Source organism: Chryseobacterium sp. JUb7 (assembly GCF_024806495.1).
Taxonomy (GTDB): domain Bacteria; phylum Bacteroidota; class Bacteroidia; order Flavobacteriales; family Weeksellaceae; genus Chryseobacterium.
This window is the reverse complement of record NZ_JANUFF010000011.1, coordinates 1-22,845: the sequence shown is the minus strand read 5'-3', so window position 1 is coordinate 22,845 and position 22,845 is coordinate 1. Positions and strand designations below refer to the sequence as shown.

Here is a 22,845-nt window from a genome sequence, read left to right as displayed (position 1 = left end):
ACTGATTTTAAGAAATTATTTATTAATTAAAATGAAATACTGTAAAAATTCATATTAATTTATACGCAAATTAAAATAAAATCCATAAGGATAGTACTGAAAAATAAAATTAGATTTTAGTCAAAAAAGTATTCGAAACTTATTCATTTTAAAAATGATATGCGGCTTTCTTTGCTATTTCAATAATTTTGTACTATTGTGCAATCTTGTAAAAAATTGTAATTTTACCAATCTTTTTTTACAAACAAAATCTAATATAAAAAATGAATACAGAACAGTTTGTGAGCCGTCACATTTCCCTAAATGAAGCCGATAAACAGGCGATGTTGGAAAGAGTTGGCGTTTCAAGTATCGAAGAGTTAATTTCTCAAACCATCCCTTCTTCTATCCGTTTAGAAAAAGATCTTGAAATCTCAGAACCGCTTTCAGAATACGAAATGCTGATCCATTCTAAGGAGCTGGCATCGAAAAATACTGATTATACAAGCTACATTGGTTTTGGATATCACAACACGTTATTACCATCGGCTATTCAGAGAAATATTTTTGAAAATCCTAGTTGGTATACAGCTTACACTCCTTATCAGGCGGAAATAGCGCAGGGAAGACTGGAGGCGTTGCTTAATTATCAAACTGTTGTATGTGATTTAACAGGTTTTGCTTTGGCAAATGCTTCGTTACTGGATGAATCTACAGCGGCTGCAGAAGCAATGCACATGTTCTTCAATAACAGAACGAAAGATCAGAAAAAGGCAAATGCCAATAAGTTTTTCGTTTCCGACCTTGTTTTGCCTCAAACAGTTTCTGTATTAAAAACAAAAGCTGAAGGGTTAGCAATCGAAATCGTTGAAGGAGACCACAAAACTCACCAGTTTGATGAAACGTACTACGGTGTTTTATTGCAATATCCTGGTAAAAACGGTATCGTGTTAGACTACACGGAAAATATCGTAGAATATAAAAAACTTGATTTACAGGTTGTAGTGGCTTGTGATCCGATGGCGTTGGTGAAATTGAAATCACCAGCTTCAATGGGAGCTGACTGCGCAGTGGGAACTTCACAGAGATTCGGTATTCCATTGGGTTACGGAGGTCCTCACGCTGCATTTTTCTCTTGTAAAGAAGATTATAAAAGAGATATCCCGGGAAGAATCATCGGAGTTTCTCAGGATATGTACGGAAGACGTGCATTAAGAATGGCTTTACAAACGAGAGAGCAACACATTAAGAGAGAAAGAGCGACTTCAAATATTTGTACAGCTCAGGTTCTTTTGGCTGTAATGGCAGGAATGTATGCTGTTTATCACGGTCCTAAAGGATTAAACTATATCGCTGATCAAATCCACTTTAAAGCTAATGCTTTGAAAAACGGTCTTAAAGCATTAGGGTATGAAGCGGTTGAAGAGCCAATCTTTGACACGGTGAAAATCGTAATGAGCGAAGATGAAAAAGGAAGATTGTCGAGAATGATGCTTGATCATAAACTTAACCTTAACTATTTCACAGAAGGTATTGTAAGCATCGCAATCAACGAAAGTACAACATTGGAGAAATTAAATTATCTAATGGCTTCTTTTGCTCAGTTTAAAGACAAGCAGACTTTCAAATTAGAAATTAAAGAAGGATACAGCATTCCGGAAGAGAATTTAAGAAAAGACGAAATTCTTACGGAAGAAGTATTCAACAAATATCATACTGAAACAGAATTGATGCGTTACATCAAGCGTCTGGAAAGAAAAGATTTATCATTAACACATTCAATGATTTCTTTGGGTTCTTGTACGATGAAACTGAACGCTGCAACGCAAATGCTACCGCTTTCTTGGGATAACTGGGGAGCTGTTCACCCATTTGTACCGGTTGATCAGGCTGGAGGTTACCAGGAAATGATCAGAGAACTGGAAAAAGATTTAGCTGAAATTACAGGTTTCGCAGGAACTTCTCTTCAGCCAAACTCTGGAGCTCAGGGAGAATATGCCGGATTAATGGTGATCAGAGAATACCATATTTCAAGAGGTGAAGGTCACAGAAATGTAGTATTGATTCCTCAGTCTGCACACGGAACAAACCCGGCTTCTGCAGCAATGGCGGGAATGAAAATCGTTGTAGTTAAAAATCTTGAAAACGGAGAAATTGATTTCGAAGATTTAAAAGCTAAAACAGAGCAGCATTCTGAAAACCTATCTTGTGTAATGATCACTTATCCGTCTACTTACGGATTCTTTGACGCGAACATTAAAGAAATTACAAGCTTAATCCACCAACATGGCGGACAGGTATATATGGATGGTGCCAACATGAACGCTCAGGTAGGATATACAAGTCCGGGAAACATCGGAGCAGACGTTTGTCACCTGAATCTTCATAAAACTTTCGCAATTCCTCACGGAGGCGGAGGTCCTGGAGTTGGTCCGATCTGTGTAGCTAAACACTTAGTGCCGTTCCTTCCTACAAACGCAAACATCAGAATCGGAGCTAAAGATGCTATTGAAGGTATTTCTGCAGCACCTTACGGTTCTGGTTTGATCCTAAATATTTCTTATGCTTACATTAAGATGCTGGGAACTTCAGGATTGAAAAAAGCAACTGAGCACGCGATCTTGAACGCTAATTATTTAAAAGAAATTTTAGCTGAACATTTCCCGATTTTATATTCAAACGAAAACGGAAAAGTAGCACACGAATGTATCGTAGATTTCAGACAGTTTAAATCTTTAGGCATTGAAGTGGCTGATGTTGCAAAAAGATTAATGGACTATGGTTTCCATGCTCCAACAGTCTCTTTCCCGGTTGCTGGAACATTAATGATCGAGCCTACAGAATCTGAAAGCAAATCAGAAATCGACCGTTTTGCAGAAGCTTTAATTGCGATCAAACAGGAAATTGACGAGATTGCTAACGGAGAAGCTGATGCAGCAAACAACGTACTGAAAAATGCTCCTCACACTGAGCAGGTGGTAATCTCTGATTCTTGGGATAAACCATACAGCAGAGAAAAAGCAGCTTATCCGCTGGAGTGGGTAAGAGATCACAAATTCTTTGCTTCCGTTTCAAGAGTTGACGAAGCTTATGGAGACAGAAATTTAGTTTGTACTTGTGAGCCGATCGAAGCTTATATGTAATTAAAAATTTTTTAAATATAGAAACTCCCTTTCAGTGATGAGAGGGAGTTTTTTATTAATAATGGAATTAAAATGGCGTTTGTCACTTCTCGATACATTTTTCTCCGCTTCGCTACGAAAAATACTTTAACTGACAGAGTTAATTTGTAAAGTAATAGTTTTTATTTTCGTCACTTCGAGTAGGTTTTAAAAACCGTATCGAGAAGTTTTTGAATGAATGACGATGATGTTTCTAGGTTTTTACCAGTCTCAATGCATTTTTTCCGCTTCGTTGTAAAAAACACAAGAATTATGGGAAGTAGTTATTTATCAAATTTCTTTTTTGCCAAATTGGGTAAGTTTTCATACCGCCCCTCAATTAATGCTAGCTTTTTCGCTTGAGACCATTTTTTAATCTTTTTCTCAAAAAGAATCGCTTGTTCAATATCTGTAAAATGACAAAAATAAGCCAGTTGAAGTGGGCGTCTTGAATGAGTATAAGATCCAAAATATTTACCGTCCTGATGTTCGTCAAAACGTTTGTAAACATTTTCAGTAACACCTGTATAAAAGGTATTATCGGAACAAAGCAGTATGTAGACAAATGAAGTTTGCATTTTTAAAAATACCAAAAGTTCTCATTATAAAGCTGCTTTCTGTTGATTTTCAAATACTTTTTAATTAATGTGTCAAATTTTTCGTCACTTATAGTTGATTTAAAAAAAATAGTATGGATAAGCTTTTTTTATATAATTTTTTTAGTTGACTGGTTCTCGATACATTTTTCTCCGCTTAGCTGCGAAAAACACTCGAACTGACGGAGTGAATTATAGAGTAATAGTTTTTACGTTCGTCATTTAGAGGAAATTTTAAAAACCGTATCGAGAAGTTTTTGAATGAATGAGAATCATTTTTCTCCGCTTTGCTACGAAAAACACTCGAAGTGACGACCAATAAATTTAAGATATGATTTTTTGAGATCATTATAATATTATGTTTCATTGAAAATTTATCCCAAAACTGAGAAAAAATATCCCAATCACATGATTAAATTGTAATTAGCTGATCTATAGCGTCTAGCAGGACGCAACAGGATGCCCGTATTCACGTTTGTGTTTAGATTAGTTAACATAAAATTAATCCTATGAAAAAATCATTACTAACGAAGCAAACGCTTACAGCTTTACTATTTTGCGGGTTACCATTCTCTACTTTAGATTTGAATGCTCAGACGCTGGCATTTCCTGAAGCTACCGGTTTTGGAAGATACACTACAGGTGCGAGAGGGGCTGCCAATCCTCAGATTTATCTGGTTACCAATTTAAATGACAGCGGCCCGGGATCATTTCGAGATGCAGTGAGCCAGCCGGGGCGATTTGTAATTTTTAAAGTTGGAGGAATTGTAAATTTACAATCGATCGTTGCGGTAGCTCCCAATACGACTATTGCCGGACAGACGGCTCCGGGAGAAGGAATTTTATTTTTAGGGCCCCGAGTTTCGTTTTCCGGAGCCAGTAATACAATTGCAAGGTATTTTCGGATCCGTTATGGCGGAACATCACAAAATCAGGATGCCTCAGGAATATCGAATGGTGCCAATATCATATTGGATCATATGACTTTTACGTGGGGTACGGATGAGGTTTTTTCTGTAAACTGGGATAATAACGGGACAAGTCCTGATAATATTACCATTCAGAATTCTATCATCGGACAAGGCCTGCACCGTCACAATCATTCTGCAGGCGGATTAATGCAGCCTCCGGCAGGCGGGAAAATAAGTTTGATCGGAAATCTGTATATCTGCAATAAAACCCGTAATAATAAAGTAAAAGGAATTAATGAATTTGTCAATAATGTAGTCTATAATTGGGGAAATTACGGGAACACTTATGGACATACCCAATCGGGAGAAGCTTACATTATGGGAGGAGATTCTGCGGGAAGCTCTTTTGCGAATATCATCAATAATTATTTTATCGGCGGTCCGAATACGAGCAGTACGGTGAGCACTCCTTTCAGTGTTGGAAATGCCAATTTCAATTTATATGGTTCCGGAAATTATTTTGATAATAATAAAAACGGAGTTCTGGATGGGACTTTGGTTCCCCAAAATTTAACAGGATATCCTGTGGGAGATATGGCTGCAATTCAATCAACTGCGTATGATTATCCGGTGAAAAATCCGACTTTGTCTGCTCAGGGTGCTTACGATCAGATCGTTGCAGGGGTAGGAGCGTCATATCCAAGGCGTGATCAGGTAGATAACTTAATGATTTCAGATCTGATGTCGAAAGGAACTACTGCTACTTATGTATATGTACAGAGTGATTTAACGACTCAGTTTGGATTTACGAATGGTGGGGCTGGGCATGTATACGGTGCCCCGGCTCCATTGGATACGGATAATGACGGTATGCCGGACGCATGGGAAACAGCCAATGGACTGAATCCAAATGTTTTTGATGCGTTGGCTGTGAGTACTACACATGCTCCGTACCTGAACATTGAAGTATATATTAATAGTCTGCCGAATACGGCTGCTCCGGATTTTATTATTCCGCCAACGAATTTGAACTTCACGAATGCAACTACCGCTGGAAGCCCGACATCGAGTTCTTTAACGGTTAACTGGAACGACAATGCCAATAATGAAACAAATTATGTACTGGAACGTTCTACCAATGGAACTTCTTTTTCTGTTATTGCGACACTTCCTGCTAATGCAACAAGTTATAATGAAACAGGTTTAACGCCTAATACTCAATATTATTACAGGGTTAAAGCTATTAATGCAACAGAATCTTCAGTGTATACATCAAATGCGTCGGTGACTACGCCTCCGGTTCCGTCAGCTCCAGGAAAAGCAACGACTCCGATACCGGCAAATGGTAATAATAATGTAGAACTTAGCAATGGTAATTTCCTTTTAAAATGGACCGGCAGTTCAAATACAACAACGTATTCGATTTATTTTGGAACTGATCCTCAGAATTTAAGTAATGTAACCAGTATACCTTATACTTCTGCACCTTCATATCAATTGACCAATTTAAACACCGCTACAAATTATTACTGGAGAATAGATTCCGGCAACGCTCTTGGTTCTGTGACGGGTGATGTATGGAGTTTCCGCGCATTAACACCGGGGCTTGTCGGAAACTGGCCATTCTCGGAAGCTCCTTCTTCAGGTGAGCAGATTGCTGATGCAACTTCTTATGCCAATAACGGAATTTTGGATGCGGCATATGATAATGCGAGCGTAAGGGTTCCCGGTAAAGAAAATTTTGCTCTTGATCTGGCAACCTCACCAAGTAATATGTACATCGCTAGTATTCCTCATCAGGACCAGATTTCGTTTAATAATAATTCCTTTACAGTTTCTTACTGGATGAAAGCTCCGGCAAGTATGATTCCATCGTCTTCAGCAACAAGTCTTTATGTGTTGTGTAAAGGTTCATTTACTAAAAATACGGCTACAGGAGCGACGGGCAAACGTTTTAATGTAGAGATCAAAGGAGGTCAGCTACGATATGCGATCGATGATGACATTACGAAAAAGGAAATTACATCTCCGATTGCCAACTACTTTACAGGGAATTGGGTGCATGTCGTTATCCAGAGAGACATTGCCGCACATAAAATGAGAATTTACACGAATGGTGTTTTAAGCGTTGAAGGAGATGAAACTGCAGTTACCGGAATCGGTGAAGCCAGTGACCTGATAATCGGAAATATCGGTGAGCTGGAATTTTTGTCGACAGCTAATGCTCCGGCTCCTTATAAAGGTGCTTTTGATGAACTTAAAATGTATAACTACGCATTATCTTCAACGGAAGTTTATAATTTATACAATCAGGCTGTACTGGGGAATAAGGAATTCAGTATCAGTAAAAATATGGGAACCGTATATCCGAATCCTGTAAAAGATCAGGTTTTTATTCAGCTTCCTGAGTATAAAAAATCGAATCTTACAGCAACAGTGCTTGATATGACCGGAAAGATTGTTTTAAAACAGCAAATCAAGGCAGACGGCAGCGGAATTTTTAAATTGAATATGAACGATAAAAAAGTATCGGGAAATTATATTCTCAATGTATCAGGAGAAAACCTTAACAGCAATTTTAAAATTATGATTAAGTAAATGAGAGAATAAAATAATTAATTTTTGTACAAAATCCCTTTCAGTGTGAGCTGTGAAGGGATTTTTATTATTTCTGCTGTCTTTTTTTTGTAAAATAGGTGAGTAAGAATGTTAAAGCCATAATACAGCACGTTATAAGAACCGTTGTTATGATTGTAGTACTGTCATCTGATTCAGGATTGCTGGTATATTCTTTATGACAGGATATTAAAAACAGTAGCGGCATCACCAGACCGCCATTCAATTTTTTTTCCATCAGGTATGATTTTGTATTTTGTGTCTTTTCGAATCAACAATAATGCCGTTTACCCGAATCTAAATGGCTATGAAAACTCCGTTTTTTGTGACTTAAATGTATTTTAAAATAAAATTTTGTATATCTTTAATGTAAATGAAAAAATCCCTTTCAAAACTGAAAAGGATATTATTTTATTGAGATTCTATTTTTTTTGAATAATTTCTGTACAAAAAATTATTGATTATGGACAAGTTGGATAATTTCATGAAGTACATCAAGATTAATATATTTCAGCGTTCTGAACTTTATACAATACCCACTTACACTTGCTTTTCCGAGCTTCTGACCATACGTTTCGGATAAAAACTTCTTATCCTCAATTCCCATAATGTAGACCGAAATCCCTGTGGTATTCGCACTCAGACCAACTTTATAAAACTCTTTTGTAGTGCCATTGGTATATTTTATCATATGAACTCCGTATCCGATATTGGGATTGGACACAACTTTACCATTCTCATCTTTACCGTCTAGAAACCATAGCTTGCAGTCTGGCATAGTTTGCAAAATGAATTGATGCAAAGTTTCCAATTCTGAACTTTTGGGTTCGGATTGGCTGGTGATGTAGTTTTGGATTTGCTCTGATGTGTTCATATAGTTGAATTTTTAAATACCAGTCTGTAAAAGTTTTACAATTTCTGCATTCCCTTTTTCTTTTGCCATTTCTAAAGCTGTTTTTCCGTCTTTGTTTTTTATCGTTAAGTCCGGTTTGTATTTTAGCAAAAATTTGACAGTTTCGATATTTCCACGCTGTGCACAATACATGATGGGAGTTTCATTGTCCTTATCAATATTATTGATATCAGCTCCGTTCTTTATAAGATATTCAGCGATATTCACATAGCCCTTTCCGATTGCGCTTGCAAAAGGGGTTGCCAGATCAGACGCCTTTATATCTACAGTTGCTTTACTTTCTACCAGAAGTTTCACAATTTCCATTTTATTATTTCTTGTCGCAAACCGTAGAGAAGTCCATCCGTTTACATCCTGAAAATTTGGATTTGCCTTATTTTTAACAGTAGTTCCACGATTTCTGTATAGCCCTCCTGAGCTGCCAGACTTAAAGGTGTGGCTGTTGTTTCTAATGGAGTATTTACATCAGCTCCTTTTTTTATAAGAAGCTCAACAATTTTTGAATTTCCTGTTCCTACTGCTGCGTACAAAGGCGTAATGTGAAATTCTGTAGACTTTTGATTAATATCTTCTCCTTTTTCTAATAGTTTACTGACTTTTTCAAAGTCCTGATTTTTTATGGCAGTAAATATTTTTTGAGAAAATGCCGAAGAGAATGTGAATAATAATAAAGCAACAAGCAGGCTTTTAGTTTTCATAGGTTATGTTTTATCTTAAATTTAAACCAGCCAAATATAAAAACAAAATCTTTTAATCAATTACGTTTTATAATTAATCCTCTTCTTTTTTAAACAAATGTATAAAAGCTGAAGTCAAACTTCAGCTCAAGATGACAAATTATTTGCCTTAATTTTTAACCTGTGATTTTCAGAGATTCAATAAGTCCGTTGTTTAACTTAAAATGATATTTCAGAATAACAGGACTTCCCGGAAATGTACCTGAAATTTCTGCGGATAAAATATTTTCCTCATGATTGTATTCCAAAGGCTTCATAATAGCATTGTATTCTCGGTTTGCTGTATCAATCCAATATTCTATTGCTGTTTTTCCATTGTGGGTCTTGCCTTCATCCAATACGACAGCTGTTTCACTGAAACAGTTCGCATAAGCATGGCTATTAAAACTCGATTGTGCTTTCACGAGTTCTGAGATAGGTTTGGGTAAATTCATTTTGTTTATTTTAATATTAAATTGTAGGTATTGTTCCTCCGTCAATGATATATTCGGTTCCGGTGAGATAGTTGGCTCTTGGTGAAACAAGAAATCCTACCAGTTCAGCAATTTCTTGAGGCTGTGCAGGTCTTCCAAAAGGAATTCCGCCGAGAGCATCCATTACGCTTTGTGTTGCCTGTTCGATGGAGCTGTTATTACTTTCAGCAATCCTTTCCATCATTCTTTCAGAAGCGGTGGTCATGATCCAGCCTGGTGAAACCGTCAGAACCCGAATTCCTTTTGGTGCAACTTCATTGGATAAACTTTTGCTGTAATTCAGTAAACCTGCTTTTGCAGCCGCATAGGGAAGGGTGCTGTCATATAAGGGTAATCTTGCCTGAATAGAGGCAATATGAATAATTACTCCGGTTTTCCTTTCAATCATCTGGGGTAAAAAAGCTCTGTCTAAACGTACAGGGGATAATAAATTCGTCTGCAGCGATTGCAGCCAGTCATCGTCTGTCAGTACAGCAAAACCACCGCCTGTAGTTTCTGAACCTCCAAGGTTATTGACCAGAATATCCAGCCTTCCGAATTTCTGTAAAACTTCTTCTACAACTTTTTGAGTTCCCTCGGAAGTACTTAAATCTGCTGAAATAAAATGCAGACCATTTTCATCTTCAGGTGGATTTCTCGCTGTGATGATCACTGTTGCTCCTGCTTCATGTAATCTTTTTGCAATGGCTTCTCCTGCTCCTTTTGTACCACCTGTAACTAAAGCAATTTTAGCCTTTAATTCATTATTAAAATTAAATGTTTCGTTCATGTCTTAATTCTTTGATACAAATTTCAGAAGTATCTTAGTTTCTGACAATAACGGAAAACCGAATTGCATAGGGATAATTTTTTCCCCTATTGTACATTTTCGAACATTGGGCTACTTTTGTGATATGCATGAAAGAAAAATACCACTAAATTTAAATTGCGGACTTGATCTGATCGGTGAAGTGCTTTACGGTAAATGGAAAATCCGTTTGCTGTGGTTTATTAATGAAGGTCATCTTCGCCCAAGTGAATTGCAGCGTAAAATTCCCGATGCTTCAAGACGGGTTTTGAATATTCAGCTGAAAGAATTGGAAGAACATGGCTTGGTTTCCAAGAAAATTTATGCTCAGGTCCCGCCAAAAGTGGAGTATTATCTTACAGATTTTGGTAAGACACTGATTCCTGTGATCTCGGCACTGGGAAATTGGGGTGATGAGCATCAGGATCGTTTGCGCAAAGTGATTTTGAAACAGTAAAAAGAATATTATTTCCCCTCATTCCAATAATAAGAATCCGGATAAATTCTGGCTCCAAAAACTGCCGTTCCCACTCTCACTATCGTAGATCCTTCTTCAATAGCTGTTTCCAGATCTCCGCTCATTCCCATGGAAAGTTCTTTCATCTCCACATTCGGGATGTTTTGCTGGATGATTTCCTGTTGTAGATTTTTAAGAATTTTAAAACAAGCTCGTACTTTCTCTGTTTCTGCGCTAAATAAGCCAATCGTCATCAAACCTTTGATTTTTAAAGTATTCAATTCAGCCACTTTTTTCACCAGATCTAGAGCAAAATCAGGATGAATTCCAAACTTACTTTCCTCATTCGAAGTATTCACCTGAATGAAGATATCAATTCTTTTTCCTTCTGACAAAAGCCTTTGATGAAGTTTTTCAGCTAAATCAATCCGATCAACAGACTGAACGCAGCTTACTCCATATTTCAAAATATCCTTGATTTTATTGGTCTGAAGATGTCCGATAAAATGATTTTCGTGCGCAATTTCTTTTAAATCTTCGTACTTTTCCTTTAATTCCTGAACTTTATTTTCAGCAATTAAAGTCTCCCCATTTTCTAGAGCAATTTTAATTCTTTCAGCGGAAACGGTTTTTGTAGCCAGTAATAATTTAACTTCATCAACATTTCGACCCGCTTTTTCACAAGCATTCTTTATTCTCTGGTTGATGAGTTCAAGGTTGTGGAGTAGATCTTCTTTCATGATTGCGTTTGACGTTGAGTTTCCAGTTTGTGAATTAAATTTCCTTTCACCACCGTAAACGTATGATCTTTCGCCTCTGCAAAAGAAACATCATATTTTCGGGCTATTTTTCTTAGATCTTCAGGGAATTTCGACAACAGATTATCATAAAAAGTATCCAGGAAATCTTTTGACGGCATTTCATAATTAATTTTCAGCTGGAAACGTCTGATCAAAGCTGTGTCAATGATTTCCGGGTGATTTGTAGCACACAAAAGGAGTGCATTGTCAGGATAATAGTCAATCAGCTGGATCAATGTATTTACCAGTCGTCTCATTTCGCCCACATCTTTATCGTCGCTGCCTCTCGCTTTGCCGATCTGGTCGAGCTCATCGAGAAAAAGTACGGATCTTTCACGAGCAGCTTTATCAAAAATCATTTTGATATTCTGAGATGTTTCCCCGATTCTTGAAGAGACAATATTACTTAAGTTAAGAATGATGATGTTTTTACCCAAAGCATTCGCAACAGCTTTTGCAGTCATTGTTTTTCCACAACCCGAACTTCCCTGAAGAAGCACTTTGTTGTTGACAGGGAGCCCATATTCCTGCAATTCTTTGGAATAAGTATTTTCTTTAATGAGCTGTACAAATTGTTCCTTATTTTTAGGTTCAAGGAAAACATCATTGAGGGTCACTTCTTCTTCTTTGTCTTGAATAATAAGATTGTACAGATTCATTGTTTTTATTTTTAGAGTTAGGCTTTCATTTGATGTTCAGGACAGTCGATTCGGAGATCTTCGGCATATAATGTTTGCTCCAAAAGCTTGCAGAAAGGCTCTTTTCCGTCCTTTGAAGGTTGAAAATAAGCACAGGTCGAACACATTCTCTGAATCGTAATGACTCCTGAAGTATTGAGCTGCTGAATAATCCCAAACAGGCTTTGAAGCATATTTTCTTTGCTTTGTTCATCCAGTTTTTGGATCGGAGCGGTAATTTCCTTTGTAAAATAAGAAGTTTTATCTGCTATTTCTTTTCCTTTTTGGGTAAGGTGAATAATATAGCTTCGCGTATCGTGAGGTTCATATTCTTTGGTAATCAGATTTTTTTGTTCAAGAGATTTTACAGTTTCGCTGATTGTGGCTTTCGTCATGTTAAATTCATCAGCCAAATAGCTTACTTTTCTTTTTTCATCGCTGTGGTTCAAAAGAAAAATCAAAACCTGCACCTGAATCGGGCTCAAAGCATGTTCCTTACTTTCCTGCCAAAGCAAAACACGGAAAGCCTGCGAAATTCTTTCTAAAGAAGCCACAATTTTGCTCTCCGTACTTTGATTCTGATGCTTTAAGTTAAAATCTGATTCGTTCATCAATTACAATTTTCCATTTCTATAATGGTATAGCCTTTTTCATTAATTTCGGCTTCCCATTGTGGAAGAAGCGTTTCTATATGGCAGAAACTGCATTCTTTTGCAGAAAGTTCCTGGCTTTCCTGCCCTTTCTTTTTTAAATAATCTTTTCCGTAGCTGTAGATTATGTCTGTTTCTGTAATTTCTTTAGGAGCAATGATGTCGAAATGCATTACTGATCCGTCCTTTTTTGTGACGTAAGTGTCCCAGACTGCTACTTGCATTGTATTAAATTTTAAAATGTTACTTTAATTAATAATAAAAATGCTTCACAAAGGTAGTAGTCCTAACTATGTGAAGCAAATTTTTTAACCTTTTACTTCTTCCATAGAAGCACCGAAGTTGATGTGAAGAACGTTTCCGGTTGGTGTTACTAAAGCTGGCACAGATTTCAAACCTACTTTTTCTGCTTCTTCAATTCTTTCCTTATTGTTTCCAAGATGTACGATTTCTACATTATCCTGTCCGATTAATGTAATGATGTCATGTTCTGCGCTTATACAAACCGGACAACCTGCATGATAAAAAACTGATTTTTTCATTGTTTAAAATTTTGATTGTTTAAAGATTAATTTTCTGATACAAATTTAGTTAGGGTCCCTAACTAAGTGTAGTGAAATAATATTTTTAACAAAATTTTAACAATTTTATATCTTTGAAATTAATGTAAATTATTGGTTATTAATATTTTATTTAGTTTTGGAATAATGTCGTTTTCTTTGTCTGAAAGATTAATGAAAAATTGGGTCTGCCATTTTTGAGTTGATATGGCTTGTTTGTTTTCAGGAAGATCCCAATCCGGATAAATTCTGAATCCCCGCTTTCCGGTTTTTAGGGAAGAGGTGATAATATTTTTTTTTGCAAGGATATCTTTACGAAAGAAGAAAAATCCGGACTGATTTTTATATTCTGTAATGATAATATAAAAATCAAATGAATCCTGATCGGTAAAAGGTTCTGTTTCTTTTGTCTCTGGGTTTCTTTTCCATAAAGTAACAAACTGTCCTGTTTTTTTAGGAGTAACTTTGGCTTTACGAAACTTTATACTGAATTGATTAAGTTTAAAATTATACCCGGAATATTCTTCACACTCTGAATCCTTATTAAGATCAGATAGCTGTAAATTAAGCAGAGAAATGACAGAATGAAGGATTTCAATTTCTTTGATCATAAAGACAAACATACAGATGTTTGGGTATACAAAACAAAAAAGCCGAACTTTCGTTCGACCCTATCGGCTATTATAAAAATTAAAATTTGTCTGAGTTTTACGTTATGTTTTGGGGCTCTTTTACTCCGCCTGAGTAAAAGAGCGCAATCTGATTATTCAGATTAAAAACATAAACAATACAATCATATCTTCATATACTGATTACTTTCAGCATTAGAAATTCTTAGTTATTCTCTCTTTTTACTGTCATAAAGTAAGAAGCGAATACTACTAAACATGTTGCGATTCCGATGTAAGTTACCATTTTTGTTTTATTTATAATTATTTGACTTTTTATTATCAATTTTACATTTGCAATATTACAACTTTCAAATGATGTGCCAAATGAAATAATCATGATGTTTATCAGTCACTTATGTTGTGTTATGTTAAGGTTTTGTATCTTTTTGTTTACAATTATTTAATATGTTTTTGAAAAATTAATGTTATTTTTATTATCTTATCTGTAAATTTTTGAAAATCTGTTAATACTTTCTGGTCTTATATTTAAGACTTGATAATGCAAAAAAGAAGAAATGATATGCATAAGACCGGCTGTTAAAAAATAAATTTTAACACTTACACGAAATTTAATATTAATAAAAATTAAATGAAGTTGAAATTTTTAATCACTTTAATGTGAACTGTATGTTTCTTTTATTGAAATTGATTTCGGCAGGATTTTCAATTTTAATACTTTTGTAGAAATTCTTTATTGATGATACGCAGTTATATATATCTGGTGCTGGCTATTGTTTTTGAAATTATAGCGACTACTTTTCTGAAAAAATCTGAACAGTTTACCAGAATTATTCCGTCTGTCATTACCGTTGTGGGATATATAGCGACTTTTTATCTGTTGAGCCTTACGCTTCGTCAGGTTCCAATAGGAATAGCCTACGCCATTTGGTCGGGCGTAGGAATTGTGTTTATTACGATTATCGGGATGGTCGCTTTTAAACAGGTTCCCGATATGCCGGCGATTATCGGAATAGTATTAATCGTATTAGGTGTAATTGTGATTAATTTATTCTCAAAGATGGGATCGCACTAAAATTGGAAAAATTTAATTTAAATGTAAATTAAAAAACAGGAGTATTATTTAAGCAATGATATCCTGCGTTTTCTGCTGTTGTTTCCAATGCTCAGCTCTTTTTTCGTAAAGGAAAAATTTACCCAGTTTATACTTAAATTTCAAATAACCCCGGAATTCAATTCCTTCAAATAATCTGTAAGGGATTTCCGGATTTTCTTCTAATGACCTTTTAATACCCTGGCTGAATACAGATGGACCCGTTGTAGAATGTACATCATTCGGATAGCGGTGCGTCTGGATATTATCAATCATCAGCTCAAGGGTTTTTTTCAGAAACGGATGGTTTTTACTGAAGATAAGACCCCACTGTACATAAAGATTCGGGTGTCTCTCTGCACTGATAACGGCTTCATCGTTTTCTTTAATCAGATATCGTAAAGGCTTGGTAATGGCACTGTCGATATCGAGATATACACCTCCTTTTTTATATAAAACGGCATATCTGAAAAAGTCAGCTTTGGCAGCGCCGATTGTCAGTTTATTATAACTTTCAATATATTCGGGTGGAAATTCATCTGTGATAAACTTTTCAATATCATGATCATCATAGAAAAAATAACGGTATTCAGGATTTTTTTTCTTCATATACCAGATATGTAATTTCGTGATCAGAGGAAGCTTTTTTGTCTTAAAAGTCTGGAATATTTGTTTTGGAATGGACATGTCTATGGATTTAAAATATTATTCTTATTAAAAATGATTCAGATTAAATTTTAGATAGGCAGAGAATAAATAATTGAAAATTAATCGATTGCACTGCGTGGTTTTAGTTATTAAAATAAATCTCTTCAATAAGTTATCCCTTGGATTATTTTTTTACAAAAAAGTTAAATCAATCATTTGATTAATTTTTTCTTTTTCCAAATGGATTATAAGAAATCCCGATATTGAAATAAAAAGAAGGCTTAGGGCTGGCTTCAAAGAAGTAATCTTTAAAAGATTCATTTTTTTCAAATATTCTGGCGTTCGGAACTGCTCTGATGCCTGTTTTTAATGTTCCGATAAAACTTCCTATTTTCTGCTCATACATCGCTCCGGAATTAATTTCAAGTTGTCTGTACTCATATTTTTTGTCGGCATCATAAATATAAAATGAAGTATTATCCATCTCAGTACCGAAAGATATTCTTCCGTTTTCGAAAATATTTCTTTTGATCAGAACTCTTTTAGGCAGTATGATGTCAGCAATCCAGCCATTATTAAAGGTATGTTCATAGGTAAATGTAGGGATTACAGGAACCTGAGAACTGGGATCTATAATTCCGACCAGCCCCACACTCATTTTAGTTTTAGGATTGGCTTTTAAAATCATTGTTCCGGTAACCATACCGCGCATTCTTTCAAAATGCTGCTCGCTTCCGTCAATAGAAAAATTGGCAGAAAAGACAGTCGTTTTATTAAACAGTTTAGAAAAATAAGTGAAACTCAGTGTCTCGGAGTGGTAATGAAAATCATTGTTTTTGGCATAATCTGAAATAGAATTTTCGGTATCAACAGAGGTGTAGCGATAATTTAAAGTGGTGCTTAAAATCCACTTTTTTGTCCTGATCAGATTAATATTTGAACTTAACTTCACCTGTGAAAAATTATTCACTTTATTTTCCGGCAAATCTGCACCATGAAGTTTTGAAGAGAATTTATAAGGCGTAAGCTGGGTAAACTCTACATTGAAATCTCTTGCCAAAGGAAACTTTTCGGCTACATAGGCCATTACTTTTTGCGGAATGCTGTCACGGGTCTGAGCCAGATAAAAATTGGAAAAGGTGAGCAGGGAAGAGGTAAGAACAGTTTTTTTGAAAGTATTCATATTTATTTTATAGGGGTGATTTTTGACTGAAAAAAATTGAAAATGAATATCTTGTCATAGAATACTTCAATTCCGTTTTCGATAATAAAATCCGAATGCATACCCGGAGGCGTTTTCATATCCTCTTCTACAAATACAAACCAAAGTTCCTCAAGATGATGCTGTTTTTTGAATTCTTCCGAAGCATAAGGATTTAAAGGTGCCGAAAACTTCAGATCATAAAATAAAATTCCCTTTTTTGTTCCGTTTTCTTCAATAATATTCACCGGATTGTTTACATAATCAATCACTTTTAAACTTTGATTATAGCATTCTATAAAATGGTGAAGATCAATTAACTGAATGATTTTTTCTTCCTGCTGAGAATCAGACATATAAAAGCATTCCAATGTGATTTTCTCAGTTAATTCCTGAAAAGCGTTTAATTCCATACATTTTAAATTTTACAGGACAAAGGAATAGAGAATAGCTTTCGGGAAAGTGTTTTTTATACGAAATGCCTTATATTTTATACAAAATCGGGAGTTGAAAAATTTTGTATAATAAATTGCAGGGTTGGTATAATATTATGCCTTCCGATTCCGTTATTACTTATTTTTGTTTCTGATAATTAGCCAATGAAATACATTTCCGAAGAACTGAAAAACAACTGGTTTATCGATTTTCTTATTGAAGACCGATACAGGCTGTTACGGCATCTGGTATTTCTTATTTTCTTTTTTCTTTTAATTTATAATGCTCGTTTCTGGCATTGGTATTCGGGAATTCATCAGTACTATATCCTTTTTTTCGTTTATATATTATTGATAGGAATGGTATATATCAATATTTATGTACTGGTTCCTTTATTTTTCTTTAAAACAAAGTATATCACTTATCTCATTCTTTTGATTTTATTGGGAGTAATGGGGCTCAACTTTATAGGATACTGTTTTGATGTCTTCTTTTCAGATTTTAGAGTCGTTAATATTCATCGCGAAGGGGAGAAAGGCGGGATTTATGAAGGGGTATTAATGTGTATTCCGATTATTCTGACCACAACAACGATCAAACTTTTACAAAAATGGACGAAAGACAATAAAAGGATTACAGAATTAAGTAACCTTACACTGAATATGGAGCTCAATGAGTTACGGAATCAGATCAATCCTCATTTTCTGTTTAATATGCTGAACAATGTAAAGGCATTAATCAGAACAGATCCTGAAAAAGCATCGACAGTTATTATCAAGCTTTCTGAATTCTTAAGATATCAACTCTATGAAAACAGCGAGGAAAAAACTCTATTAACGTCAGAAATTGAGTTTTTATCCAATTTTTTAAACCTGGAAAAAATAAGGCGGGAAAACCTTTCGGTTGAAATTAAAAGTAAAACCGACCGGCGAATACTGAACAGCACTTTTATTCCGCCCAATCTTTTCACAACATTTTTAGAAAATGCCATCAAGCATAGTGTAGAACTAAATGGGAAAGAATCTTATATCAGAATTGATGTTGAAATTGAGAATAGAGAATTATATTTTACCTGTACCAATTCCCGAAACCCAGAATTTGTAGTTTCGGACAAAAAGTACAGTGGGCTCGGGCTCGCCAATATCAGGAGGCGTCTTGAACTTTTATATGGAAAAACCTATGATCTGGAAATTATTTCCACAGAAAATGAATATGTCGTTAAATTAATTATTCCTATATGAATTGTATTATTGTAGATGATGAGCCGCTGGCAAGATCAGAAATGCGTTCATTAATTAATGAAGTGTCCAAACTGGAAATTTTGGGCGAGTTTTCCAATGCTCCTGCTGCTATGGAGTTTTTGAAAACAAATGAAGTAGATCTTATTTTTCTTGATATTGAAATGCCTATGGTGACAGGTTTGGAATTTGCTGAGATGCTTCCTGAATTAAGTCTTGTTATTTTTACCACCGCTTATTCTCAATATGCCCTGAAGAGTTATGAGCTTGATGCCGTAGATTATTTATTGAAGCCGATTGAGAAAAACCGGCTGGAAAAAGCGATCAGTAAAGCCGTTCTTTACAAAGATTTATTATCCGGTGATACGGTTAAAAATACCATAGAATCTAATACGGATGACTTTCTTTTTATAAAAGCAGAAAGAAGATATTATAAAATCAATTTCTCGGATATTAAATTTATTGAAGGTCTTAAAGATTATGTTGTGATTCATACCCAGTCGCAAAAGTTGATCACGGCAATGAATTTAAAAACTATTCATCAGAAAATTCCATTCTCAAATTTTTTAAGAGTAAGCAAATCATATGTAATCAATATGAATTATATCGACTCTTTTGATAATCATAATCTGTACATCGGAGAATCCGAAGTCCCGTTGGGAGAAGTATATAAATCAGAATTTTTTAAAGCCTATTCCGGAGGTTCGCTGAATATTGAAAATTAATGGATTTGATTTTTAAGGTATCACAGAGAGGAAGCAAGTGGGATAGAAACTCAAAAACGACAACAAATCTATCGGCTAAACGACATGAGTTGATATTTTTTTCAAAGTCCATTTTTTATTTTTAAAAACAGCCTCAATAAATCCGCCGCCACCGCCATTTCCATAGTTAATATAAAATTTATTCGTGTTTTTATCTTTTTTAATTCTTCCCAAATGGACTGGAAACATCCCTGATTTATAGTCTGACTTTAACATATTCTGCTTTTTTTCGGGGTAGATCAGAACCTTTACATTTTTGGGCGTAATTTTCTGAAAATAATCACAGTCTGAAAAATAACCTGTAAAAAAATAGTTACTCTTAGAAAAATTAAAACTCTGGTAGTCATTATCGATCACTTGGGAATAAAGATCTGCAAACTTTGAACTTTCAGATTTGTATAGTGGATTGACGTCTGTGAAATCCGGAACGCCGTCGCTATCAGTATCTGCAGACTTCGGATTTAATAAAATTAATTCCTCAAATAAATCATTGAAACGATCATGATCAGTATCTTTTCTTACAGCATCAAGATTGATTTCAAAAGCTAATCGATCTCTTACTGCTTCAGTAGGAGGACCAAAAGGATAGCCCCAGCTTTCACTGATCCGTATCAAACTTCCATGAGCCACAAACTTATTACCGGATATAAAATTTTCAGGTTGCTGATCATTAAGATAAGAAAACTTACTAAGTCCTAAATAATAGGCATTCGGAATATTGTTTTTTATTTCCAGAAACCAATATCCAAATTGATTTTCACCAATTCCATAGATTACATTATTTGTATGTTGGATATTTTTATAATTGAATTGTTCGCCGAAATTTTTTATCAGGTCGGAGAATCTGAGTTGATATTCTTCAGCTCTTTTTTTCCATGCATTTTCATCTTTTAAAAAATCCATATTACGATCATTGTTATAATCCTCTTCATAGCTTTCAATGTTCTTATTAGTCGTAAATTTCACATGATCCGGATTGGCTTTAATAATATCTTCAGGTTTATCAATTGAGAATTCTTTATATTGAACTTTATTGTCTTTTCCATCTTCGAAACAGCTTTTTTCTGTCTGGTACTGCTTACAGGACAGGGTAGAAATAGGAATGAGCATTAAATAAAATAATTTCATACAATTCTTGTTTTTTTAATATAATTTTTGATCTATCTCACAGTAAAAACTTGTTCTTTTACCAGAGCCAGTGTCTTTTTTAATGATTTCAGCGCCGCATTTCGGACAGTTTTTCCGATGGTAAACCTGAAAATGTTTTTTTAGTACATTGGCTTTTTTCCATTTTTTGAAATCAAAACTATAATTTCTGGCTTCATCTATAAGTTCTTCTAATTTCTTCGGCGGTAAATTTCTGATCAGACTTTCAGGATGAATTCCAATTCTGAACAATGCTTCATTTTTAATAATATTTCCAACCCCCGAAAAAATATCCTGATCCATCAAGGCATCACAAACCATCATTTCAGCATTTGATTTTAATTTTTTCTCAGCCTTCCTAGGCTTCCATTCATCACTCATCACATCGGCTTCCCAGTCAATTTTTGATAAAAATTCAAGATCAACCCATTTTACATTGCAGGTATAAAAATACATGCCGCCCATTTTAAAAGTCAGTGATAATTGTAATTGCTGATCAGGTTTTGTCTGTTGGTCTACTTCATAAGAGCCGAACATTAACAAATGAATTCTTATTGCAAATTCGTCAAAAATCAGATAAGTCTGTTTTCCAAAAGTTCGGATTTCAAGTAATATTTTTCCTTCCAAAGATTCTTTTTCAAAGGGAGCATTGCCCTCTGCTGTTATTACTTTTTTGCCTGCAAATTTTTGCAGATCTTCTTTCATTAATACTATTGTCGGACCTTCGGGCATGGCTATTTTTTCCGATAAAAATTCAAATATTATTCCGTAAAAGTAAAATTTGAAGTAATTTTGAAAAATGATGAACTTAAACCAGATTTTCACCAATCAGCGTACAGGAAACAATCCACATACTAAAGTTTCAAGAACAGATTTTCAGAGAGATTTTGACAGAATTATTTTCTCATCGGCTTTCAGAAGACTTCAGAATAAAACTCAGGTTTTTCCGCTTCCGGGAAGTGTTTTTGTGCACAACCGTCTGACACATTCATTGGAAGTTTCATCTGTCGGACGCAGTTTGGGTAGTGTTATCGGAGAATTTATTCATGATAGCTTTACGGGTGATTTAACGGAAGATTCTAAAAACTTCTATCTTCATAATTTAGGAAATGTCATTGCAGCGGCCTGTCTTTGTCACGATGTTGGAAATCCGGCATTCGGACATTCGGGAGAAGATGCAATTGCCAGTTATTTTGAAAGAAATGAAAATGATCTGAAGCCTAAATTTAATGAAAAAGAATGGGCGGATCTGGTAAATTTCGAAGGGAATGCCAATGCGATCCGGGTGCTGGCTCAGCAACAGCAGGGAAAAGATGCAGGAGGAATTCAGCTGACGTTTGCCACCCTGGCAAGTATTGCAAAATATCCTTGTGAGGCGATTGCTAAGAAGAAAGGAATTATTCACCGAAAGAAATTCGGATTTTTTCAAAATGAAAAAGATATTTTTCTTGAAATAGCAAAAGGAACAAGTTTAATCTCAGAAAGTGAAGAACCTTATATTTTTAAAAGACATCCATTTGTCTGGCTGGTAGAAGCAGCAGATGATATTTGCTATAATATTATCGATATGGAAGATGCCCACAGATTGGGAATCGTTTCAACAGCAGACTGCAAAAATCTGTTTTTTGAATTGGTAAAATCCGAAACCGATGACGTAAATAGAGTAGAGCAAAAACTTAATTCTATCGGCAACGAAAACGAACAGATTTCCTATCTGAGAGCCAAAGTAATCAATGCTTTAATTAATAAATCGATTGAACTTTATAAAAGTAATTTCAATACGATCCTTGAAGGAAATTTAGATCAGGGACTTCTTGATATCTATAAATCAGAAAATAAAGCTTTACAGGATATAGAGTCTTTCTCTATCGAGAAAATTTACAATCATAAAGCGGTTGTAGAAATCGAAAATGCAGGTTATAATGTAATGTATGAATTGCTGGATCATTTTATTCCATCAATTTTAAAATCTGCCGACGACAGAAAATCCTATGATAAAAAAGCATTAAAATTACTGCCTAAACAATTCGTTTACGATGAAGGAACGGATTATCAGAAAGTATTGGGAGTGATTGATTTTGTATCGGGAATGACAGATAATTATGCGACCGATCTTTACAGAAAAATTAAAGGAATTGATATCGGAATGACGGTTTAGATTTTAGATGGGTGGGAAGATGGATACTAAAAGTTTTTGATGTTTGAAAACCTGATTTTTTATTTGAAGCTTTATCCCGCTTTCGCTACTCGCTTTTTCAAGTTTCGGGGGGGGGGGGGGGGGGCGCGCCCGCATGAAATAAAAAAAAAAAAAAGAAAAGGAGCTGGGGGGGGGGGGTGAGGCGAAAGTATGATTTTTTTTATTTTTTTAAATATT

The 22,845-nt window shown here is 35.1% G+C and carries 25 protein-coding genes; 7 read left to right on the top strand and 18 right to left on the bottom strand.

The window, feature by feature from the left end:
* The first annotated feature begins 263 nt into the window (after positions 1 to 263).
* Positions 264 to 3,122: an aminomethyl-transferring glycine dehydrogenase gene (gene gcvP, locus M2373_RS17390; RefSeq protein ID WP_259112405.1), complete on the top strand. Its 2,859-nt coding sequence runs from the start codon at positions 264 to 266 to the stop codon at positions 3,120 to 3,122.
* Between the two features lie 302 nt (positions 3,123 to 3,424).
* On the opposite strand, the gene M2373_RS17385 is transcribed toward gcvP, so the two are convergent.
* Complete coding sequence (locus tag M2373_RS17385) at positions 3,425 to 3,718, bottom strand: GIY-YIG nuclease family protein (protein ID WP_259112404.1); 294 nt, start codon at positions 3,716 to 3,718, stop codon at positions 3,425 to 3,427.
* A 527-nt stretch (positions 3,719 to 4,245) separates the two neighbouring features.
* On the opposite strand from M2373_RS17385, the gene M2373_RS17380 reads away from it, so the two are divergent.
* Positions 4,246 to 7,245, top strand: coding sequence for a LamG-like jellyroll fold domain-containing protein (locus tag M2373_RS17380; RefSeq protein ID WP_259112403.1), 3,000 nt, complete (start codon positions 4,246 to 4,248; stop codon positions 7,243 to 7,245).
* Between the two features lie 67 nt (positions 7,246 to 7,312).
* Here M2373_RS17380 and M2373_RS17375 read toward each other — a convergent pair whose 3' ends face one another.
* The 6 genes from M2373_RS17375 to M2373_RS17350 form a co-directional block, all read right to left on the bottom strand.
* Positions 7,313 to 7,501, bottom strand: coding sequence for a hypothetical protein (locus tag M2373_RS17375; RefSeq protein ID WP_259112402.1), 189 nt, complete (start codon positions 7,499 to 7,501; stop codon positions 7,313 to 7,315).
* Positions 7,502 to 7,717: 216 nt separating this feature from the next.
* Positions 7,718 to 8,137 (bottom strand): DUF1801 domain-containing protein, encoded by a 420-nt coding sequence (locus M2373_RS17370; RefSeq protein ID WP_259112401.1) that lies wholly within the window; start codon positions 8,135 to 8,137, stop codon positions 7,718 to 7,720.
* Positions 8,138 to 8,149: 12 nt separating this feature from the next.
* The gene (locus tag M2373_RS17365; protein ID WP_259112632.1) at positions 8,150 to 8,629 is read right to left on the bottom strand and encodes an ankyrin repeat domain-containing protein; all 480 of its coding nucleotides are present in this window, start codon (positions 8,627 to 8,629) and stop codon (positions 8,150 to 8,152) included.
* The gene (locus M2373_RS17360; protein WP_259112399.1) at positions 8,524 to 8,874 is read right to left on the bottom strand and encodes an ankyrin repeat domain-containing protein; all 351 of its coding nucleotides are present in this window, start codon (positions 8,872 to 8,874) and stop codon (positions 8,524 to 8,526) included. The genes M2373_RS17365 and M2373_RS17360 overlap by 106 nt, the downstream gene beginning before the upstream one ends.
* A 155-nt stretch (positions 8,875 to 9,029) precedes the next feature.
* Positions 9,030 to 9,347, bottom strand: a complete 318-nt coding sequence (locus M2373_RS17355; RefSeq protein ID WP_259112397.1) for a nuclear transport factor 2 family protein — start codon at positions 9,345 to 9,347, stop codon at positions 9,030 to 9,032.
* Positions 9,348 to 9,363: 16 nt separating this feature from the next.
* Positions 9,364 to 10,155 carry an SDR family oxidoreductase gene (locus M2373_RS17350; RefSeq protein ID WP_259112396.1) on the bottom strand — a complete coding sequence of 264 codons (792 nt, stop codon included), beginning with the start codon at positions 10,153 to 10,155 and terminating at the stop codon, positions 9,364 to 9,366.
* 124 nt (positions 10,156 to 10,279) lie between these two features.
* Here M2373_RS17350 and M2373_RS17345 point away from each other — a divergent pair, with 124 nt between their 5' ends.
* Entirely contained in the window at positions 10,280 to 10,630 is a 351-nt protein-coding gene (locus tag M2373_RS17345; RefSeq protein ID WP_259112394.1) for a helix-turn-helix domain-containing protein, read from the top strand.
* Positions 10,631 to 10,638: 8 nt separating this feature from the next.
* On the opposite strand, the gene M2373_RS17340 is transcribed toward M2373_RS17345, so the two are convergent.
* From M2373_RS17340 to M2373_RS17315, 6 genes are all read right to left on the bottom strand, one after another.
* Positions 10,639 to 11,370: a YggS family pyridoxal phosphate-dependent enzyme gene (locus tag M2373_RS17340; RefSeq protein ID WP_259112393.1), complete on the bottom strand. Its 732-nt coding sequence runs from the start codon at positions 11,368 to 11,370 to the stop codon at positions 10,639 to 10,641.
* Entirely contained in the window at positions 11,367 to 12,089 is a 723-nt protein-coding gene (locus M2373_RS17335) for an AAA family ATPase (protein ID WP_259112391.1), read from the bottom strand. Before M2373_RS17335 ends, M2373_RS17340 begins: the two co-directional genes overlap by 4 nt.
* Before the next feature lie 17 nt (positions 12,090 to 12,106).
* Entirely contained in the window at positions 12,107 to 12,718 is a 612-nt protein-coding gene (locus M2373_RS17330; RefSeq protein ID WP_259112390.1) for a MarR family winged helix-turn-helix transcriptional regulator, read from the bottom strand.
* Positions 12,718 to 12,981, bottom strand: coding sequence for a DUF2024 family protein (locus tag M2373_RS17325; RefSeq protein WP_259112389.1), 264 nt, complete (start codon positions 12,979 to 12,981; stop codon positions 12,718 to 12,720). Before M2373_RS17325 ends, M2373_RS17330 begins: the two co-directional genes overlap by 1 nt.
* Before the next feature lie 84 nt (positions 12,982 to 13,065).
* Positions 13,066 to 13,299 carry a conjugal transfer protein TraF gene (locus tag M2373_RS17320; RefSeq protein WP_259112388.1) on the bottom strand — a complete coding sequence of 78 codons (234 nt, stop codon included), beginning with the start codon at positions 13,297 to 13,299 and terminating at the stop codon, positions 13,066 to 13,068.
* Between the two features lie 119 nt (positions 13,300 to 13,418).
* Positions 13,419 to 13,928, bottom strand: a complete 510-nt coding sequence (locus M2373_RS17315; RefSeq protein ID WP_259112387.1) for a MepB family protein — start codon at positions 13,926 to 13,928, stop codon at positions 13,419 to 13,421.
* Between the two features lie 757 nt (positions 13,929 to 14,685).
* Between M2373_RS17315 and M2373_RS17310 the strand changes: the two genes are divergently transcribed.
* Positions 14,686 to 15,021, top strand: a complete 336-nt coding sequence (locus tag M2373_RS17310) for a DMT family transporter (protein WP_409013215.1) — start codon at positions 14,686 to 14,688, stop codon at positions 15,019 to 15,021.
* Between the two features lie 48 nt (positions 15,022 to 15,069).
* Here the strand turns inward: M2373_RS17310 and M2373_RS17305 are convergent, their stop codons facing one another.
* The 3 genes from M2373_RS17305 to M2373_RS17295 all read right to left on the bottom strand — a co-directional run bounded on the left by M2373_RS17305 (position 15,070) and on the right by M2373_RS17295 (position 17,301).
* Positions 15,070 to 15,726, bottom strand: a complete 657-nt coding sequence (locus M2373_RS17305) for a glycosyltransferase family 32 protein (protein WP_259112386.1) — start codon at positions 15,724 to 15,726, stop codon at positions 15,070 to 15,072.
* A gap of 181 nt (positions 15,727 to 15,907) precedes the next feature.
* Entirely contained in the window at positions 15,908 to 16,870 is a 963-nt protein-coding gene (locus M2373_RS17300; protein WP_259112384.1) for a hypothetical protein, read from the bottom strand.
* 2 nt (positions 16,871 to 16,872) lie between these two features.
* Complete coding sequence (locus tag M2373_RS17295; RefSeq protein ID WP_259112383.1) at positions 16,873 to 17,301, bottom strand: hypothetical protein; 429 nt, start codon at positions 17,299 to 17,301, stop codon at positions 16,873 to 16,875.
* A 186-nt stretch (positions 17,302 to 17,487) separates the two neighbouring features.
* Here M2373_RS17295 and M2373_RS17290 point away from each other — a divergent pair, with 186 nt between their 5' ends.
* Entirely contained in the window at positions 17,488 to 18,564 is a 1,077-nt protein-coding gene (locus tag M2373_RS17290; protein WP_259112382.1) for a sensor histidine kinase, read from the top strand.
* Complete coding sequence (locus M2373_RS17285; protein WP_259112381.1) at positions 18,561 to 19,286, top strand: LytTR family DNA-binding domain-containing protein; 726 nt, start codon at positions 18,561 to 18,563, stop codon at positions 19,284 to 19,286. The genes M2373_RS17290 and M2373_RS17285 overlap by 4 nt, the downstream gene beginning before the upstream one ends.
* A gap of 75 nt (positions 19,287 to 19,361) precedes the next feature.
* Here M2373_RS17285 and M2373_RS17280 read toward each other — a convergent pair whose 3' ends face one another.
* Positions 19,362 to 20,453: a hypothetical protein gene (locus M2373_RS17280; protein WP_259112380.1), complete on the bottom strand. Its 1,092-nt coding sequence runs from the start codon at positions 20,451 to 20,453 to the stop codon at positions 19,362 to 19,364.
* Positions 20,454 to 20,468: 15 nt separating this feature from the next.
* Positions 20,469 to 21,203: a DNA-formamidopyrimidine glycosylase family protein gene (locus M2373_RS17275; RefSeq protein WP_409013214.1), complete on the bottom strand. Its 735-nt coding sequence runs from the start codon at positions 21,201 to 21,203 to the stop codon at positions 20,469 to 20,471.
* A gap of 70 nt (positions 21,204 to 21,273) precedes the next feature.
* Here M2373_RS17275 and M2373_RS17270 point away from each other — a divergent pair, with 70 nt between their 5' ends.
* On the top strand, positions 21,274 to 22,629 hold the full coding sequence (locus tag M2373_RS17270; RefSeq protein ID WP_259112629.1) for a deoxyguanosinetriphosphate triphosphohydrolase: 1,356 nt from the start codon (positions 21,274 to 21,276) through the stop codon (positions 22,627 to 22,629).
* The last annotated feature ends 216 nt before the right edge of the window (positions 22,630 to 22,845 follow it).

Bases quoted from the DNA above. Each gene is read 5' to 3' on its own strand.
- gcvP (WP_259112405.1), top strand. From the start codon at position 264: ATGAATACAGAACAGTTTGTGAGCCGTCACATTTCCCTAAATGAAGCC.
- M2373_RS17385 (WP_259112404.1), bottom strand. From the start codon at position 3,718: ATGCAAACTTCATTTGTCTACATACTGCTTTGTTCCGATAATACCTTT.
- M2373_RS17380 (WP_259112403.1), top strand. From the start codon at position 4,246: ATGAAAAAATCATTACTAACGAAGCAAACGCTTACAGCTTTACTATTT.
- M2373_RS17375 (WP_259112402.1), bottom strand. From the start codon at position 7,501: ATGGAAAAAAAATTGAATGGCGGTCTGGTGATGCCGCTACTGTTTTTA.
- M2373_RS17370 (WP_259112401.1), bottom strand. From the start codon at position 8,137: ATGAACACATCAGAGCAAATCCAAAACTACATCACCAGCCAATCCGAA.
- M2373_RS17360 (WP_259112399.1), bottom strand. From the start codon at position 8,874: ATGAAAACTAAAAGCCTGCTTGTTGCTTTATTATTATTCACATTCTCT.
- M2373_RS17355 (WP_259112397.1), bottom strand. From the start codon at position 9,347: ATGAATTTACCCAAACCTATCTCAGAACTCGTGAAAGCACAATCGAGT.
- M2373_RS17350 (WP_259112396.1), bottom strand. From the start codon at position 10,155: ATGAACGAAACATTTAATTTTAATAATGAATTAAAGGCTAAAATTGCT.
- M2373_RS17345 (WP_259112394.1), top strand. From the start codon at position 10,280: ATGCATGAAAGAAAAATACCACTAAATTTAAATTGCGGACTTGATCTG.
- M2373_RS17340 (WP_259112393.1), bottom strand. From the start codon at position 11,370: ATGAAAGAAGATCTACTCCACAACCTTGAACTCATCAACCAGAGAATA.
- M2373_RS17335 (WP_259112391.1), bottom strand. From the start codon at position 12,089: ATGAATCTGTACAATCTTATTATTCAAGACAAAGAAGAAGAAGTGACC.
- M2373_RS17330 (WP_259112390.1), bottom strand. From the start codon at position 12,718: ATGAACGAATCAGATTTTAACTTAAAGCATCAGAATCAAAGTACGGAG.
- M2373_RS17325 (WP_259112389.1), bottom strand. From the start codon at position 12,981: ATGCAAGTAGCAGTCTGGGACACTTACGTCACAAAAAAGGACGGATCA.
- M2373_RS17320 (WP_259112388.1), bottom strand. From the start codon at position 13,299: ATGAAAAAATCAGTTTTTTATCATGCAGGTTGTCCGGTTTGTATAAGC.
- M2373_RS17315 (WP_259112387.1), bottom strand. From the start codon at position 13,928: ATGATCAAAGAAATTGAAATCCTTCATTCTGTCATTTCTCTGCTTAAT.
- M2373_RS17310 (WP_409013215.1), top strand. From the start codon at position 14,686: ATGATACGCAGTTATATATATCTGGTGCTGGCTATTGTTTTTGAAATT.
- M2373_RS17305 (WP_259112386.1), bottom strand. From the start codon at position 15,726: ATGTCCATTCCAAAACAAATATTCCAGACTTTTAAGACAAAAAAGCTT.
- M2373_RS17300 (WP_259112384.1), bottom strand. From the start codon at position 16,870: ATGAATACTTTCAAAAAAACTGTTCTTACCTCTTCCCTGCTCACCTTT.
- M2373_RS17295 (WP_259112383.1), bottom strand. From the start codon at position 17,301: ATGGAATTAAACGCTTTTCAGGAATTAACTGAGAAAATCACATTGGAA.
- M2373_RS17290 (WP_259112382.1), top strand. From the start codon at position 17,488: ATGAAATACATTTCCGAAGAACTGAAAAACAACTGGTTTATCGATTTT.
- M2373_RS17285 (WP_259112381.1), top strand. From the start codon at position 18,561: ATGAATTGTATTATTGTAGATGATGAGCCGCTGGCAAGATCAGAAATG.
- M2373_RS17280 (WP_259112380.1), bottom strand. From the start codon at position 20,453: ATGAAATTATTTTATTTAATGCTCATTCCTATTTCTACCCTGTCCTGT.
- M2373_RS17275 (WP_409013214.1), bottom strand. From the start codon at position 21,203: ATGCCCGAAGGTCCGACAATAGTATTAATGAAAGAAGATCTGCAAAAA.
- M2373_RS17270 (WP_259112629.1), top strand. From the start codon at position 21,274: ATGAACTTAAACCAGATTTTCACCAATCAGCGTACAGGAAACAATCCA.